The sequence below is a fragment of the Nocardioides sp. WG-D5 genome (assembly GCF_054031175.1).
This window is the reverse complement of the sequence record NZ_CM132928.1, coordinates 2,312,902-2,326,803: the sequence shown is the minus strand read 5'-3', so window position 1 is coordinate 2,326,803 and position 13,902 is coordinate 2,312,902. Positions and strand designations below refer to the sequence as shown.

Below are 13,902 nucleotides of genomic sequence, written 5' to 3'. Positions count from 1 at the left end.
GGAACGCCCGCCAACGCCTGCTGGTTGGTGGGTTGGAGGCGTTACGGGTTGAGCCTGATCGACAGGCTGTTGAGGCTCAGCGAGCTGAGCTGCACCGCGTACGCCTGTGCCGACAGGTCGTTCAGCACCTGCTCGCCGCTCTCACCGGCGGTCTGCGCGGCCTGGAGCGCGAAGCCGTCGGCCACGTAGCCGGGGCCACCCGGATCGAACCCGGCGTCGGCCTGCGACTGACCCAGGGTGACGTTGGCCATGGTGGCGCCGCTCGGGGTGTTGAGCGAAGCGGCGTTCAGAGCCACGTTGCCGAGGTTGATCTCCGGGTCGCTCGAGGTGATCCCCAGGTTGAGGCTCAGGCCCGGGAGGACCTCGACCCTGGGCGTCACCACGTTGAGCCCGTTGGCGACCGAGCCTTGGGTCTGAGCGTAGATCGTGCCTTGGTTGTTGCCGGCTGAGCCGACCTCAGTGGCGCCGGTGCGCATCTTCAGCGCATCGGCGGTGAGGTCGGTGCTGAGACTGAAACCGCCGGTGGACGAGATGACCGCCCCGACCATGCCGGACAGCATCGCGTAACCCATGCCGGCGGAGACGACCGCCGCCGGCAGCGTGACGGCCGCGAAGCGGCCGAGACTGGTATGCCCCAACTTGTTCATATGTGCTCCCTCTGTGAGCCCGTCCCTCACGGGCTGATGAACCCCGAGAAAAGTGCGCCGCCCGCGGTCCCTATACCCCGGGCGGCATCCACACTGTGACGGCCGCCACGTGCTACGGTCAAGCACATCTGGACAATTTGTCCCTAAATGTCTATGAAGTGTGGCTATTCCTGCGTCGGTTTGGCTGCGCTGTCCTTGCTCTGCCTGAAAGGGGACCTGGTTGTGTCCGGACGGCCTCTGAATGCTCCTGTCGCTGACGAACGCGGCTCCGCCGCGGTGGCTGTCGGGTGGGTCGCCCTGGTGGCGTTCCTGCTCGCGATGACGGCCGTCGTGGCGGCGCTGTTCGGGTCCTTCACGGTCAAGGGCCGGAGCATGGAGCCGACGCTGGTCTCCGGCGAGCGGATCCTGCTCGACCCGCTGCACAACGACGAGATCGAGCGCTTCGACCTGGTCCAGGGCGTCGAGCCGGGCCCGGAGCGCTTCGGTGGTGGCTCCCAGGTGGTCAAGCGGGTGATCGGGATGCCCGGCGACCGGGTCGCGATCGCCGGGGGTGACCTGCCGGTCGTCTATGTGAGCCCGGCCGGGTCCGAGGACGTCTTCCGGGTCGACAACCCGGCGTGGCCGACCCGGATCGGGGACGAGGTCGGGATGTGCTGCGAGCGGGACGGGACGTACGACGGGAATGCCGTGGCGGGCGCCTGGGTGACGGTCCCGAAGGACGCGCTGTGGGTCCTCGGGGACAATTGGGGCGGCTCGACCGACTCCCGTGCGTTCGGCTTCCTCCCGGTGGCCGACGTCTCCGGCACGGCGCGGCTGCGGCTGCTGCCGGCCGGTTCGTTCGGTGGGTTCGGCGACGGTGGCGTCGAGCTCGTCGAGGTGACCGAGCCGGTCGCCGGGTTGGGTGCGCGGCCGTGAGGAAGGTCCTCGTGGTGGGCGGGATCGGCGCCGGGGTGGCGGTGTTCGCCGCGCTCGTGCTGGTGGTCGCGGCTCTCGCCTTCTCCGTCACCGTCGACGGCACCAGCATGGAGCCGACGCTGCGCGACGGGGACCGGATGTTCCTGGAGTTCTGGACCCACGACGAGATCGAACGCTTCGACGTCGTCGAGGCGGACGCGCCGAGCACCGTGGCCGGCGGTGCTCGGATCCTCAAGCGCGTGATCGGGATGCCCGGTGACCAGGTCTCGGTGTCCGCTGATGGGCGGGTGCTGGTCCGGCCCGAGAGGGACCGGCAGACCTACGTGGTCGACAACCCGGCCTGGTCCGCCGAGGCCGGTGTCGAGCAGGACTGGCTCACCGTCCCCCAGGACGCGTACTGGCTGCTCGGCGACAACTGGGGCGCCTCCACAGACTCGCGCAGCTTCGGTTTCGTCGATGCAGACGCCGTTCATGGCAGGGTGGTCTTCCGAATGCTCCCCCTCGGTCGGAACGGGACGATTGCCCGTGACGTCCGGCTCGCTCCCGTCGAAACGAGCTCGGCGCGGTAGCTGCGCGCGTCGCGTCTGCCTGCAGGGTCGTCGGATCGGTATGTGAGCGATCGGTGGACATTTTGCCCCAAGTTGTCAAGCAGTGCACTAGCCTTCGCGCCAGGGAGACCACGACACTGCGTGCACCTGAGGCGGTCTCGTGGATGAGGGAATGAAGGTCAGGTCTTGTGTCAAACACCATTTCGGCAGGGCTGTCCCTGCTAGACGACTTCAGCTGGTTCGAGTTCTGGTCGGTGCCGATCTTCACCGCCGTGATCGGCTGGCTGATCAACTGGTCGGGTCTGTGGATGCTCTTCTCGCCGATCCACTTCCACGGGATCACCGTGCCCGGGCTCAAGCAGATCGCCGGCTCGCTGCCGCGCAAGATCCAGGAGATCCCGGGCATCCTGCGCGGCGGGATCGGCTGGCAGGGGATCGTGCCCGCGCGGGCCGCGAAGATGGGCTCCATCGCGGTCGACCGGGCGCTGTCCCAGATGGCGACCGCACGCGACTTCTACGAGCAGCTCGAGCCCGACAAGATCGCCGCCCACATCGTCGACGTCTTCCGTCCGGAGATCCCGTTGCTCGTCGACGAGATCATGTGGCGCGAGCATCCCCGGTTCTGGCGTGATCTGCCGCGGCCGCTGCGTACGGTCGTCATCCAGCGGGTCCAGGACCGCCTGCCCGCGGTCGTCCGTGACGTGACCGTCGAGATCGGCAACCACATCGACCAGATCTTCGACCCGAAGATCATGGTGATCGAGAACTTCGAGAAGGATCCCTCGATCATCGTGCGGATCTTCAAGGACTTCGGTGCCCGTGAGCTGCGGATGATGGTCGTCTTCGGCGCGGTCTTCGGGTTCCTGCTCGGCATCCCGGTCGCCGTCGTCGACCAGGCCTTCCACATCTGGTGGCTGCTGCCGATCCTCGGTGTGCTGGTCGGCTGGACGACCAACCTGCTCGGCATGCTGCTCATCTTCGAGCCGGCCGAGCCCAGGCGGATCGGTCCGTTCAAGATCCAGGCGCTCTTCGCCCGGCGGCAGTGGCAGGCCTCCGACGTCTACGGCAAGCACATCGCCCAGGACGTGATCACGCTCGAGCACATCGGCGAGCACCTCCTCAACGGCCCCTCCGGCGACCGCACCCGGCAGATGCTCGCCGCGGCCCTCGAGCCCGCCGTCGACGCCGCGGTCGGTCCGGCCTACGGTGCGGTCCGGGTGGCGGTCGGGACGAGGAGGTTCGACGCGATCCGGTCCTCGGTCGCCGAGCAGGCCGTCGAATACACCCTCACCCCGCTGCGCGACGCCGCCTTCAGCCAGCAGCAGTCCTGCAACATCCGCCGGCTGATCGCCGACCGATGCCGTGCCCTACCTCCGAGGACCTTCGTTGAGATGATGAGAGCTGCGATCAAGGAGGACGAGTGGCTGCTCTACGCCCACGGGGCGATCATGGGCCTGGCGGGCGGGTTCCTGCACGTGGCGGTCTTCGAATGGTGGAACGTGCTGTGAGCGCCCTCCACATCAACACCGAGCCCGGGGCCCGCCGGCCCGAGACGTACGCCGCGCCGACCGAGGAGCTCGTCGACGGCCGTGAGGGGATGCACCGGATGCCCACGCCGGCGCCCGGCGGCGGTCTCGTCGACGGCGCGATCGACGTGCTCCCGGGCCTGCTCAGGATCTCCGCGGTCACCGTGGCCCACACCGCGGGGTGGGGGCTGAGGACGTACGCGCGGGGGGTCGGGAGGGTCGCCAAGGCGGTCGTCGACCCCAACGAGGCGGTGCGGCTCACCGAGGACGTGGCGACCAACGCCCGCCAGGTGACCGGCTTCGCGAAGCGGGTCGCGACGGGCAACCCGATCACCGGCCTGCTGGAGCGCTATGCGCTGCCGGCCGCCGAGACGGCGAGGGCGGCGATGGAAGGTCGCGCCGCTCGGGTCAACGGGGTCGAGCCGGGCACGAGTCCCGACCACCTGCGGCGTACGGGGGAGGAGCTGCTGCGCCGCTCCCGCGACGTGTGGGACGAGAACGAGCGCCATCCGGCCTTCGTCAGCATCCTCGACGAGCTGGCTCCCGACGAGGCCCGGATCCTGGTGCTGATGCTTAAGGACGGTCCGCAGCCGGCGGTCGACGTGGTCGAGGGCGGCCTGGTCGGCCACCTGCGCGGGTCGCGGATGATCGCCCGTGGCCTGACCATGATCGGCGCGCAGGCCAGCGTGCGCTACCCGTCGCTGGTGCCGCAGTACCTGAACAACCTGACCCGGCTGGGTCTGGTGTGGCAGTCCGAGGAGCCGGTCAGCGAGCTCATCCGCTATCAGGTGGTCGAGGCGCAGCCCGACGTGCTCGAGGCCGTCCACGCCAAGGGCGGCGCCCGGATCAAGCGGCGCTCGATCCACCTCACCCCGTTCGGGCAGGACTTCGCCCGGGCCTGCTTCGCCGATGCCGAGGATCTCGACCGGCTGCCGAGCCATGAGATCCCGCCGGGTGCGGCCACGGAGGCCTCAACCGACTAGCCCAACCCGAATGGCAGACGCTTCGGGGTGTTTGCGTTCGCGTGTGGGTAGGGTACGCATACTGACGGTCTGGAACTCTGGCGGAAGGAGCTCGGATGTCGCCGGAGTGGCAGGACTCGCTGGTCAGCTGGTTCGAGGACTGGGCTGCCCACGTCCACTGGCTCTCGCTGATCACCATCCCGATCTTCACCGGAGTGATCGGCTGGCTGATCAACTGGTCGGGCCTCTACATGCTCTTCTCCCCGCTCTCCTTCAAGGGGTTCCAGGTGCCCGGGCTGCGCGAGCTGACCAGGGTGCTGCCGCACAAGCTGCAGGAGGTCCCGGGCTTCGCCCAGGGCGGGATCGGCTGGCAGGGCATCATCCCCGCACGGGCCGCGAAGATGGGCTCGATCGCCGTCGACAAGGCGATCGCCAAGCTCGGCACGCCCAGCGACTTCTACCAGCAGCTCGGCCCCTCGGAGATCGCCACGCACATCGTGGAGACCTTCCGTCCGGAGGTCCCCGAGCTGGTCGAGCAGATCATGATGCGCGAGCACCCGCGGCTCTGGCGCGACCTGCCGCGGCCGGTCAAGGACGCGATCGCCGTCCGGGTGCAGGCGCAGCTCCCCTCGATCGTGCACAAGGTCACCGACGACATCGGCGTACACATCGACCAACTGCTCGACCCGAAGCTGATGGTCATCGACCACTTCCGCAAGAACCCCGCCCTGGTGGTCAGGATCTTCCGCGACTTCGGGCAGCGCGAGCTCAACCTGATGGTCGCCTTCGGGTTCATCTTCGGCTTCCTGCTCGGCATCCCGGTGGCGCTGATCGACCAGACCTTCCACGTCTGGTGGCTGCTTCCCGTGCTCGGCGTGGTCGTCGGCTGGGTGACCAACCTGCTCGGCATGTGGCTGATCTTCGAGCCCGCCGAGCCGCGGCGCATCCTGGGGATCAAAGTGCAGGGCCTCTTCCCGCGCCGCCAGGAGCAGGCCGCCGAGGTCTACGCCGACATCATCGCCACCGACGTGATCACGCTAGAGCGGATCGGCGATTTCCTGCTCGACGGCCCCCGCGGCGACGCCACCCGCAAGCTGCTGATCAACGCGCTGATGCCCGCGGTGGACAGGGCGGCCGGGCCTTACCGGGGTGCGGTGCGGATAGCGCTCGGCTCGGAGCGGTTCGACCGGATCAGCACCTCGGTGGCCAACGAGGCTGCGGATCGTACGCTGGTGCCGTTCCGCGATCCCGGCTTCAGCCGTCACCAGGCGGACAAGATCCGTGACCTGGTCGCGCGGCGCACCAAGGAGCTCCCACCGGGCGACTTCGTGGACATGATGAGGTCAGCGATCAAGGAGGACGAATGGATGCTCTACGCCCATGGCGCGATCATGGGGCTCGCGGGCGGCTTCCTTCACCTTCTAATCTTTCCGACATGAGCCTCCTGGGCAAGGTCCTTCCGACCGCCTCCGCCGTCGCCGGCACCGCTCCCGGTCTGGCCAGGGTGGCGGCGGGTGCTGCCTGGCACACCGCCGGATGGGGGCTGCGCACCTCCGGCCGCGCCGGTGTCCGGGTGGCCCGGGCGGTGATCGACCAGGACGTACGCGACGGGTTGGTGCGCGAGACGGCCGAGGCCGTGGGCATCGTCGCCGGCACCGCTGCGCGGATCATCCTGCCCGGCACCAAGCCGGTGATCGAGCTCTCCGAGTCCGACTACGAGGCCGCCGGCAAGGACGTCGTGCTCGCGCGGACGCGCGAGGCCGAGGCGTCCCAGGACTCCCTACCGGTGCTGCGCCGCCGCGGTGCCGAGCTGCTCGACCGCTCCCGCGACGTCTGGGCCGACGAGCAGGGGCATCCTGCGTACGCCCGGATCCTCGACGAGCTCGCGCCCGACGAGGCCCGGATGCTGCTCTACCTGCTGGAGGCAGGCCCGCAGCCCTCGGTCGACGTACGCACCGGCGGACCGGCCGGTCTCGTCGGCAGCACCATGATCGCACCGGGGCTCAACATGATCGCCGGCCGCAGTGGGGTGCGCTATCCCGAGCGGGTCCCGGCCTACCTCAACAACCTGTTCCGGCTCGGGCTGGTGTGGTTCTCCAAGGAGCCGTTGTCGGACCCTCTCGAATACCAGGTCCTCGAGGCCCAGCCCGACGTACTGGAGGCGCTGCACTCGGTGAAGTTCGCCAAGATCGTGCGCCGCTCGGTGCACCTCACGCCGTTCGGCGAGGCCTTCGGGCGCACCACCCTCGTGGACGAGGGGTCGGCCGAGTCGGCCTTCCCGGAGCATCAGGCTCCGGTCACCGGCGGGGCGGACCTGCCCAAGGCCTGAGGGCCGAGTCGTCGCTCAGTTGCCGCCTCCGCCGCCGCACGACGAGCCCCCGCCGCACGACGAGCCCCCGCCACATGACGCGCTGCTGCACGAGGACGAGCTGTGGCCGTCCCCTGAGCGACCGTCTCCGCCTTGGGCGCCGGACCACGAGCAGCTGAAGCCGGTGTCCGCGCCCCAGGTGACCCGCTCGTGACCGCGGTGGATCGGTGCGCCGTGCCGCCGCCTGCGCTGCCTGCGCCGGCTGTTGCGGCGCAGGTTGCTGTGGCTGAACACCATCGTCAGGGCGACCGATAGGACGACGGCCGCGATGATTCCCAGAAATACGAGTCCGATGAGCAGGTCCATGTCAGCTCCTCGACGCAGTCCGATCGACTGCTCTGGCCAGGTTCTCGAACTCCGGAGCGACCGTCTCGGGTGAGACGTCACCGTCGCGCTCGAGCATGATGCCGGGCAGGTCTCGCCCGGCGTAGGCGTCGACCAGGGTCTCGAGAAGCGAGAGCACCGGCGGCGGCATCGGGTGGGCATGGGTGTCGAGATAGAGGCCGTCGCGCTCGATGCCGCCGGCCACATGAACGTACGCCACGGCTTCGAGCGGAAAGCGTCGGAGCTCGGCTGCGGGGTCCGTGCCGCGAGCGCTTGCGGAGGCGTAGAGATTGGCGACGTCGAGGACGATGCCTACGCCGGTGCGCTCGACGAGCTCGGTCATGAAGTCTGGTTCGGTGTAGGTGTCTTCGGGCCAGGTGAAGAGCGCCGCGATGTTCTCCAGGGCGAGCGGGACGGGGAGCGCGCCCTGAGCGATGCGTACGTTCTCGCACAGCACGTCCAGCGACTCCCGTGTGCGCGGTGGGGGCAGCAGATGGCCGGCTTCCAAGACGTCGCCGTGGAGATGGGAGGGGGAGTCGGCGGCGCGTACGAACGCGACGTGCTCGGACACGAACGGGCTGTCGATCGCCTCGGCGAGCCCGGCCAGATGAGCCAGGCGCTCGGCAGATGGCTCCGCCGCGCCGCCGAGACCCAGCTCGACCCCGTGCACGACCACGGGCACTCCGAGCGACGTGAGCGAGGCAGGCAGCCGCTCCACGGAGAGATTCTCGGCGACGACCTCGGTGAACCCGAGACGGCCGGACGAGGCGTAGGAGACGAGGAGGTCCGCAATCGACGGGCGCCAGGCCACCGCCACCCCCTGGACCTGTCGTGTCATGCACCAAGTGTGGTCTGGACGGTGGTCGATCGTCTCCCGAATTCCTTCGCCGGTCCGGTATTCTGGCAACGTTTCCCGTTGCTCAGTTTCCACCGCCGGTCCTGGCCCGAGGCCCGGGTAGGAGCCCCCCATCTTGGCGCGCAAAGTCGTTCGTTCCCTTCCTTTTCATCGCGTCGTGATGCGGTTCGCGGCTCTCATCGGCGTTGCCGCGGTGACGGGGCTGGTGGCCTCCGGGATGGCGATCCCGTTCATCCATCTGACCGGTGTCGCGGCCAAGTCGGGCGCCGAGGTGATGGACGACCTGCCCCTCGACATCGACATGGGCGAGCTGTCGCAGACGACGCGGATCCTGGACGTGCACGGCAAGGTGATCACGACCCTCTACGACCAGAACCGGTCCTACAAGGCGCTCGACCAGATCTCGCCCAACATGCCGAAGGCGCTGCTCGCGATCGAGGACAGCCGCTTCTACGAGCACGGCGCGATGGACCTCAAGGGCACCCTGCGGGCGCTGCTGCGCAACTCGGCCTCGGAGTCGGGTGCGGTGCAGGGTGGCTCGTCGATCACCCAGCAGCTGGTCAAGACGACCCTCGTCTACGGGGCCGACTCCGACGAGGAGCGCGCGGCGGCGACCGAGAAGTCCACGGCCCGCAAGATCCGCGAGCTCCGCTACGCGATCTGGCTCGAGGAGAACCACGACAAGGACTGGATCCTCGAGCGCTATCTCAACGCGGCCTACTTCGGTGACTCCGCCTACGGGGTCCAGGCGGCCGCGAAGCACTACTTCGGCGTCGACGCCGCCGACCTGACCTGGGGGCAGGCCTCGATGCTGGCCGGGATGGTGAAGAACCCGACCGGCTACGACCCGACCGACTACCCCGACGCCACCCTGGCCCGGCGCAACCTGGTGCTCGAGCGGCTGGCCCAGGTCGGCGACCTGCCGCGGGCCGACGCCGAGAAGCTCAAGGAGAGCGACCTCGGGCTCAACGTGCAGGACAGCCGCAACGGCTGCTTCGGCTCGTCGGCGGAGTTCTTCTGCGACTACGCGCTGCGGTGGCTGCTCGCCGACGAGTCACTGGGCGAGACCGAGGCCGAGCGCTGGCGGCTGCTGCAGACCGGCGGCCTGACCATCCGGACGACCCTCGACTCGAGCTTCCAGAAGGCGGCGCAGAAGTCGGTGAGCCGGCATGTTTCGCCGACCGACGACGCGGTCGGCGCCCTGGCGATGGTCGAGCCCGGCACCGGCATGGTCAAGGCGCTCGCGCAGTCGAGGCCGATGGGCGAGAGCCGTCGCAAGGGCGAGTCCTATCTCAACTACCTGGTGCCGAAGGAGTACGGCGACGCCAACGGCTTCCAGGCCGGCTCGACCTTCAAGGTCTTCGTCGGCGCCGCGGCGATCGAGAAGGGCTTCCCGCTCCGCCAGGAGATCAAGTCGCCGGAGAAGAAGACGTTCAACCAGGCGTCCTTCGCCAACTGTCCCGGCGAGGGCAACTTCAACCCCAACCCCTACCCGGTCGGCAACTCGACCACCTCGGGCAACAAGAACCTCTACACCGGCACCCGGGAGTCGGTGAACACCTTCTACGTGCAGCTCGAGCAGTTCACCGGCGTCTGCGCTCCCTACGCGCTCGCGAAGAAGATGGGCGTCCATCTGACCGATCCCGCCCACGAGCGGGTGCCGTCGTTCACCCTCGGCCCGGTCGACGTCAGCCCGCTGGAGATGGCCGAGGCGTACGCGACGTTCGGTGCCCGCGGCAAGCACTGCGACTCGCGGCCGGTGACCGCGATCCTCGGGCCGGACGGGAAGACGATGAAGGAGTACCCGGCCTCGTGCGAGCAGGTGATGCGCGCCGGGACGGCGGACGCCATGAACGACATCCTCCGCGGCGTACTGCAGCCGGGTGGGTTCGGGCAGAAGCTCGCGCTGAGCGTGCCGGCCGCCGGCAAGACCGGGACCACCAACAGCAACCGCGCGGTGTGGTTCAACGGCTACACGCCCAAGCTCGCGACCTCCTCGATGATCGCGGGCGCGAACTACGAGGGCAACTGGGTCACCCTCAACGGCCAGCGCCTGCGCGGCGGCTACATCGCCTCGGCTTCAGGCTCCACCGTCGCCGGCCCGATGTGGGCCGACGCGATGCGAGCGATCGACGGCAAGCTCGGCTCCGCCAACTTCGTACGCCCCGGCGCCAGCGTGATCAACGGCAAGGGCATCAAGATCCCGAAGGTCGAGGGGCTCTCGATCGCCAAGGCCACCGCCCGGCTGAAGGCGGCCGGGTTCAAGCCGGTCGTCGGCAAGCGGGTGAAGTCGCGCTGGAAGGCCGGCACCGTCGTCGGGACGGTTCCCGGCAGCCGCGCGATCAAGGGCGCGACGGTCGAGATGCTCGTGTCGAAGTGGCGCGGGTAGGAGTCGCGGGGCGGGCGGTTCGTCTAGGTATGCAGACCAACCGTCACATCCCGTGTGGAACTCCGCGAGGAAAGTGGGGGTTCGGCTACATACCTAGACGAACCGCCCGCCGCGCCTGAGCTGCCTCGACGGCCTCACGGAAGGCGCGGGCGACGTAGTCGGGGACGGGGAGGCCGCGGTCGCGGGCCCAGAGGAGCTCCTGCTCGACCCGGGCCACGTCGGCCGCCAGGTCGCGGCCCTCGTGGTCGACGCCCAGGGTCTCCATGACGTCGCCGAAGTCGGCCAGCTGACTCACGTTGTTGACCCCGACCGGGGCGAAGGAGATCCGGCGCATGCGTCTGACCAGCCACTTCTGCCAGGCCGCGAGCGTGGCCCAGTGGGCGCGGGCGGAGAGCTGGTAGAAGGCGTAGTGGCCCGGCTCCTGGCGTTTGATCGGCCCGATGACCGTCTCGGCGACGGCCTGCTCGCCGGTCTCGACGACCCCGTCGTGGAGCAGGTTGTAGGCGATCACCGCGGAGCGCTCGGTGGCCATCCCGGTCAGGTAGTAGAGCATCCGGCAGACGTCCTGGAACGGCTCCAGATGCGCCAGCAGGCCGAGCACCTTCAGCTTCAGGCCGACATGGTCCAGATCGGTGGTCGCCGGCGGCCGCCCGACGACCTGCTGGAGCCGGTCGAGGATCAGCCCGTGCTGGATCTCCTGCGGCTGCCACACCTCGGCGTAGAACCGCTTGTCGACCTCGGGCGGGTTGGGCAGCATCGTGGAGATCTCGAGTACGTTGCGGTCGACCTCGAGCTCGACCCGAGCCATGTAGTCGAGCACGTGGCCGAAGCGGGCGCCGAAGCCGGCCGGGTCGTTCACGGTGAAGTCGACGGAGTCCATCGGGATCGGCGGGTGCTCCTCGCCGAGGCGCGCCACATGGGCAACGAGGCGGTCGTTGTCGGTGAGCATCCGGGGCGGCTCCTGGTGGGGGAGTCAAGCGGCGCCTTTAGTGTGCCCGTACCCGGCGGGGTTGTAACGCGATTTAACCCAACCGAAGGGTGTTCGCCTCGACACGTTCGCCGCGGCGGCTGCGGCGGTTCGACCGGCGGGGGAGGGTGTGTCGAAGCGAGCACGTTCTGGGCCGGGCCTCAGGGTGTGGGCGCCGTGGTCTCTGCTTCGCCTGGCTCGGTGGTGGACGACGCCGTGGCGGAGGGTGTCTCGGACGGTGTCTCGGACGGGGTCGGGGATGGTGTCTCGGTCGGGGTTTCGGTCGGGGTTTCGGTGGGAGCCGGGTCCACGGTGGGTGTCTCCGTCGGGGGCGTCGTGGGCGTCTCGGTGGGCGTCTCGGTGGGCGTGTCGGTGGGCGTGTCGGTGCGTGTGTCCGTCGGCGTCTCGGTGGGGGAGCCGGTCGGTGACGCCTCGGAGGTGGGCGAGGGCGACGGGGACGAAGGCGTGGTCGAGTCGGCACCGGGCGTACCGGTGTCCGCTCCTTCCGAGGACTCACCGGAGGAGGGCCGGGGCGGCTGAGCGCTCGGCGAGGCGCCGGAGAGCGGCTCGAGGTCGGCGGGCGAGGTGACCGGGATCTGCGCGGCGGGCAGGACGACACCGGTCGGCGCCTCGAAGGTGCCGAGGCGATAGCCCTCGGCGATCTGCAGGACGGCCGAGACGTACGCCTCGCTGTGGTTGTAGCGCAGCACCGCCGAGCGCTGACCGGCCTCGGTGGACAGGTCGGCGGAGCCCGAGCACAGGTAGACCGCGGCGGCGAGCGCGGCGTCGTCGACGTCCTGCGGGTCGCGGCGGCCGTCGCCGTCGGCGTCGACCCCGACGGTGGACCAGGTCGACGGGATGAACTGCATCGGCCCGACGGCGCGGTCGTGGACGAGGTCGCGGTCGTAGGTGCCGCCGTCGGTGTCGAAGATGCGTGCGGTGCCGGCGGCCCCGGTGAGGGGTACGCCGAAGATCCCGGGCGTCGCGACCCCGGAGACGGACAGCGCGTTACCGCCGGCTCGGCCGTGGTCGGACTCGACCCGCCCGATGGCGGCGATCAGCGACCAGTCGAGACGGCACCCGGGGTCGGCGTCGGCGAGCACGGTCGCGGCGCGCTGGTAGGCCGAGAGCGCGGTCTGGGGGATGACACCGGCGGCGTACGTGGTCGGCTCGACCGCCAGGGCGGGAACGGCCCTGGAGATCGGCTCGACCGCGGAGACGCTCACCGGCGGCCTCAGCTCCTGGGTCGGCACCTCGACCGGCACCTCGATCGGCACCTCGATCGGCACCTGCCGCACGCTGGCCGTGGCGTCGACCGGCCGACCCTCCTGGATCGCCTGGATGGTCCAGGCGGCGGCTGCCGCGGTGGCGGCGGCAACGGGAAGCGCCGCTGCCTTGAGCAGCAGACCTGGTCGGGAGGTCATCCGCGGTCACATCCTCGTGTCGGGCGGGTGCTGGATCGATGTCACCGATCCAGCCATCATGTGATCCCCGCCATGACGTGCTGCGCGCGATCCGGGCCGAGAATCCCCGAAACTACGCATGTACGGCTCTGTGGGGATGTGGTCGGGACGAGCCGCTCGGCGGGGGCGGGGTCAGTCGCCGCCGCCTCCACCGCCACAGCTCGAGCCGCAGGAGGAGCTGCTGCAGGAGCTGTCGTGGTTGTTGCCGCCGTCGTAGGTGGAGCCGCACGAGCTCGAGCTGCAGCTGCCGCCGCGGTTGCGCCTGCGGGGGCCTCGGCGGCGGTTGCCTCGGCTGCTCGCGAAGGCGGCTTGGAGGCACCCGAGGATGATCAGGCCGAGGACGACGATGACGATCAGGTTTTCCACGGGGAGCTCCGTTTCCAGGTGCGGCGTTCGAGGTGCCAGATCTGTGAGCCGAGACCGATGGTGAGTACGCGGCGCCCGGCGATCCGGGTGAGCGCCCACCGCCGCCGGCCGTCATAGACATCGTGGAGGCGGAGCCAGCCCTCGTCGATGGTGGCCAGGAAGGCGCGTACGTCGTCGTGGGCGCAGCCCTGCTGCGGATGCTGCGCCGCCCAGGCATGGAATCGGGCGCGCCAGCCCGGCAGCAGATCGAGCTCGGGGGCGGCGTGGTGCGCGGCCGAGGAGCGCTTGTGGTGCAGCACCTGCGTCGTCGCGGTCGTTCCGGCCGCGTCGAACCCCGGCGGCGTACGTCCCGCCAGCAGGTCGTCGAGCACCTCACGCTGGCGCGCGGCGAGCTGGTCGCGTACGGCGCCTCGGGAGTCCACGGGAGCAGTGTGCCCGATTCGCTTGGGCCGCCGCCGCAATATAAAAATGTCAAAGTTGAGTGGAACAGACTCAACTTTGGTTGTGTTGAGATAGATGCGGGTGACAGGCACTCGCGGCAGACTCAGGTGCGTCCCCAGGAGGAGAGCAG

At 69.5% G+C, this 13,902-nt stretch carries 14 protein-coding genes; 7 read left to right on the top strand and 7 right to left on the bottom strand.

The features are described from left to right. Nucleotides 1-41 precede the first annotated feature (41 nt). Complete coding sequence (locus ACWZJV_RS11380; RefSeq protein ID WP_040755861.1) at nt 42-647, bottom strand: DUF6230 family protein; 606 nt, start codon at nt 645-647, stop codon at nt 42-44. A 276-nt stretch (nt 648-923) separates the two neighbouring features. On the opposite strand from ACWZJV_RS11380, the gene lepB (ACWZJV_RS11375) reads away from it, so the two are divergent. The 6 genes from lepB (ACWZJV_RS11375) (at nt 924) to ACWZJV_RS11350 (ending at nt 6,927) form a co-directional block, all read left to right on the top strand. Continuing rightward, nucleotides 924-1,562 (top strand): signal peptidase I, encoded by a 639-nt coding sequence (gene lepB, locus ACWZJV_RS11375; protein ID WP_457181513.1) that lies wholly within the window; start codon nt 924-926, stop codon nt 1,560-1,562. Next, nucleotides 1,559-2,131, top strand: a complete 573-nt coding sequence (lepB, locus tag ACWZJV_RS11370; RefSeq protein WP_457181512.1) for a signal peptidase I — start codon at nt 1,559-1,561, stop codon at nt 2,129-2,131. The genes lepB (ACWZJV_RS11375) and lepB (ACWZJV_RS11370) overlap by 4 nt, the downstream gene beginning before the upstream one ends. Before the next feature lie 167 nt (nt 2,132-2,298). Then, a complete protein-coding gene (locus tag ACWZJV_RS11365; protein WP_457181511.1) occupies nt 2,299-3,618 on the top strand; it encodes a hypothetical protein in 1,320 nt (439 codons plus the stop codon). Beyond that, nucleotides 3,615-4,619 (top strand): Abi-alpha family protein, encoded by a 1,005-nt coding sequence (locus ACWZJV_RS11360; protein ID WP_457181510.1) that lies wholly within the window; start codon nt 3,615-3,617, stop codon nt 4,617-4,619. The genes ACWZJV_RS11365 and ACWZJV_RS11360 overlap by 4 nt, the downstream gene beginning before the upstream one ends. A 95-nt stretch (nt 4,620-4,714) precedes the next feature. Continuing rightward, nucleotides 4,715-6,037, top strand: coding sequence for a hypothetical protein (locus ACWZJV_RS11355; RefSeq protein WP_355017707.1), 1,323 nt, complete (start codon nt 4,715-4,717; stop codon nt 6,035-6,037). Next, a complete protein-coding gene (locus ACWZJV_RS11350) occupies nt 6,034-6,927 on the top strand; it encodes an Abi-alpha family protein (RefSeq protein WP_008360429.1) in 894 nt (297 codons plus the stop codon). The genes ACWZJV_RS11355 and ACWZJV_RS11350 overlap by 4 nt, the downstream gene beginning before the upstream one ends. A 15-nt stretch (nt 6,928-6,942) precedes the next feature. Here ACWZJV_RS11350 and ACWZJV_RS11345 read toward each other — a convergent pair whose 3' ends face one another. Both ACWZJV_RS11345 and ACWZJV_RS11340 read right to left on the bottom strand, forming a co-directional pair. Continuing rightward, nucleotides 6,943-7,272 carry a hypothetical protein gene (locus ACWZJV_RS11345; RefSeq protein WP_457181509.1) on the bottom strand — a complete coding sequence of 110 codons (330 nt, stop codon included), beginning with the start codon at nt 7,270-7,272 and terminating at the stop codon, nt 6,943-6,945. A 1-nt stretch (nt 7,273) separates the two neighbouring features. Continuing rightward, nucleotides 7,274-8,128 (bottom strand): DUF692 domain-containing protein, encoded by an 855-nt coding sequence (locus ACWZJV_RS11340; protein ID WP_457181508.1) that lies wholly within the window; start codon nt 8,126-8,128, stop codon nt 7,274-7,276. A 178-nt stretch (nt 8,129-8,306) separates the two neighbouring features. Between ACWZJV_RS11340 and ACWZJV_RS11335 the strand changes: the two genes are divergently transcribed. After that, nucleotides 8,307-10,535: a transglycosylase domain-containing protein gene (locus ACWZJV_RS11335; RefSeq protein WP_457181507.1), complete on the top strand. Its 2,229-nt coding sequence runs from the start codon at nt 8,307-8,309 to the stop codon at nt 10,533-10,535. An 85-nt stretch (nt 10,536-10,620) separates the two neighbouring features. On the opposite strand, the gene ACWZJV_RS11330 is transcribed toward ACWZJV_RS11335, so the two are convergent. The 4 genes from ACWZJV_RS11330 to ACWZJV_RS11315 all read right to left on the bottom strand — a co-directional run bounded on the left by ACWZJV_RS11330 (nt 10,621) and on the right by ACWZJV_RS11315 (nt 13,753). Continuing rightward, the gene (locus tag ACWZJV_RS11330) at nt 10,621-11,484 is read right to left on the bottom strand and encodes a hypothetical protein (RefSeq protein ID WP_008360433.1); all 864 of its coding nucleotides are present in this window, start codon (nt 11,482-11,484) and stop codon (nt 10,621-10,623) included. A gap of 179 nt (nt 11,485-11,663) precedes the next feature. Continuing rightward, nucleotides 11,664-12,926: a lytic transglycosylase domain-containing protein gene (locus tag ACWZJV_RS11325; protein WP_457181506.1), complete on the bottom strand. Its 1,263-nt coding sequence runs from the start codon at nt 12,924-12,926 to the stop codon at nt 11,664-11,666. A gap of 171 nt (nt 12,927-13,097) precedes the next feature. Then, the gene (locus tag ACWZJV_RS11320; RefSeq protein WP_196872627.1) at nt 13,098-13,331 is read right to left on the bottom strand and encodes a hypothetical protein; all 234 of its coding nucleotides are present in this window, start codon (nt 13,329-13,331) and stop codon (nt 13,098-13,100) included. Next, a complete protein-coding gene (locus ACWZJV_RS11315) occupies nt 13,319-13,753 on the bottom strand; it encodes a hypothetical protein (RefSeq protein WP_196872628.1) in 435 nt (144 codons plus the stop codon). The genes ACWZJV_RS11320 and ACWZJV_RS11315 overlap by 13 nt, the downstream gene beginning before the upstream one ends. Between the last annotated feature and the right edge of the window lie 149 nt (nt 13,754-13,902).

What these genes read in the sequence shown, in the direction of transcription:
- ACWZJV_RS11355 (WP_355017707.1), top strand. Translation starts at nt 4,715, where the DNA reads ATGTCGCCGGAGTGGCAGGACTCGCTGGTCAGCTGGTTCGAGGACTGG.
- ACWZJV_RS11380 (WP_040755861.1), bottom strand. Translation starts at nt 647, where the DNA reads ATGAACAAGTTGGGGCATACCAGTCTCGGCCGCTTCGCGGCCGTCACG.
- ACWZJV_RS11335 (WP_457181507.1), top strand. Translation starts at nt 8,307, where the DNA reads ATGCGGTTCGCGGCTCTCATCGGCGTTGCCGCGGTGACGGGGCTGGTG.
- ACWZJV_RS11350 (WP_008360429.1), top strand. Translation starts at nt 6,034, where the DNA reads ATGAGCCTCCTGGGCAAGGTCCTTCCGACCGCCTCCGCCGTCGCCGGC.
- ACWZJV_RS11325 (WP_457181506.1), bottom strand. Translation starts at nt 12,926, where the DNA reads ATGACCTCCCGACCAGGTCTGCTGCTCAAGGCAGCGGCGCTTCCCGTT.
- ACWZJV_RS11340 (WP_457181508.1), bottom strand. Translation starts at nt 8,128, where the DNA reads ATGACACGACAGGTCCAGGGGGTGGCGGTGGCCTGGCGCCCGTCGATT.
- ACWZJV_RS11345 (WP_457181509.1), bottom strand. Translation starts at nt 7,272, where the DNA reads ATGGACCTGCTCATCGGACTCGTATTTCTGGGAATCATCGCGGCCGTC.
- ACWZJV_RS11330 (WP_008360433.1), bottom strand. Translation starts at nt 11,484, where the DNA reads ATGCTCACCGACAACGACCGCCTCGTTGCCCATGTGGCGCGCCTCGGC.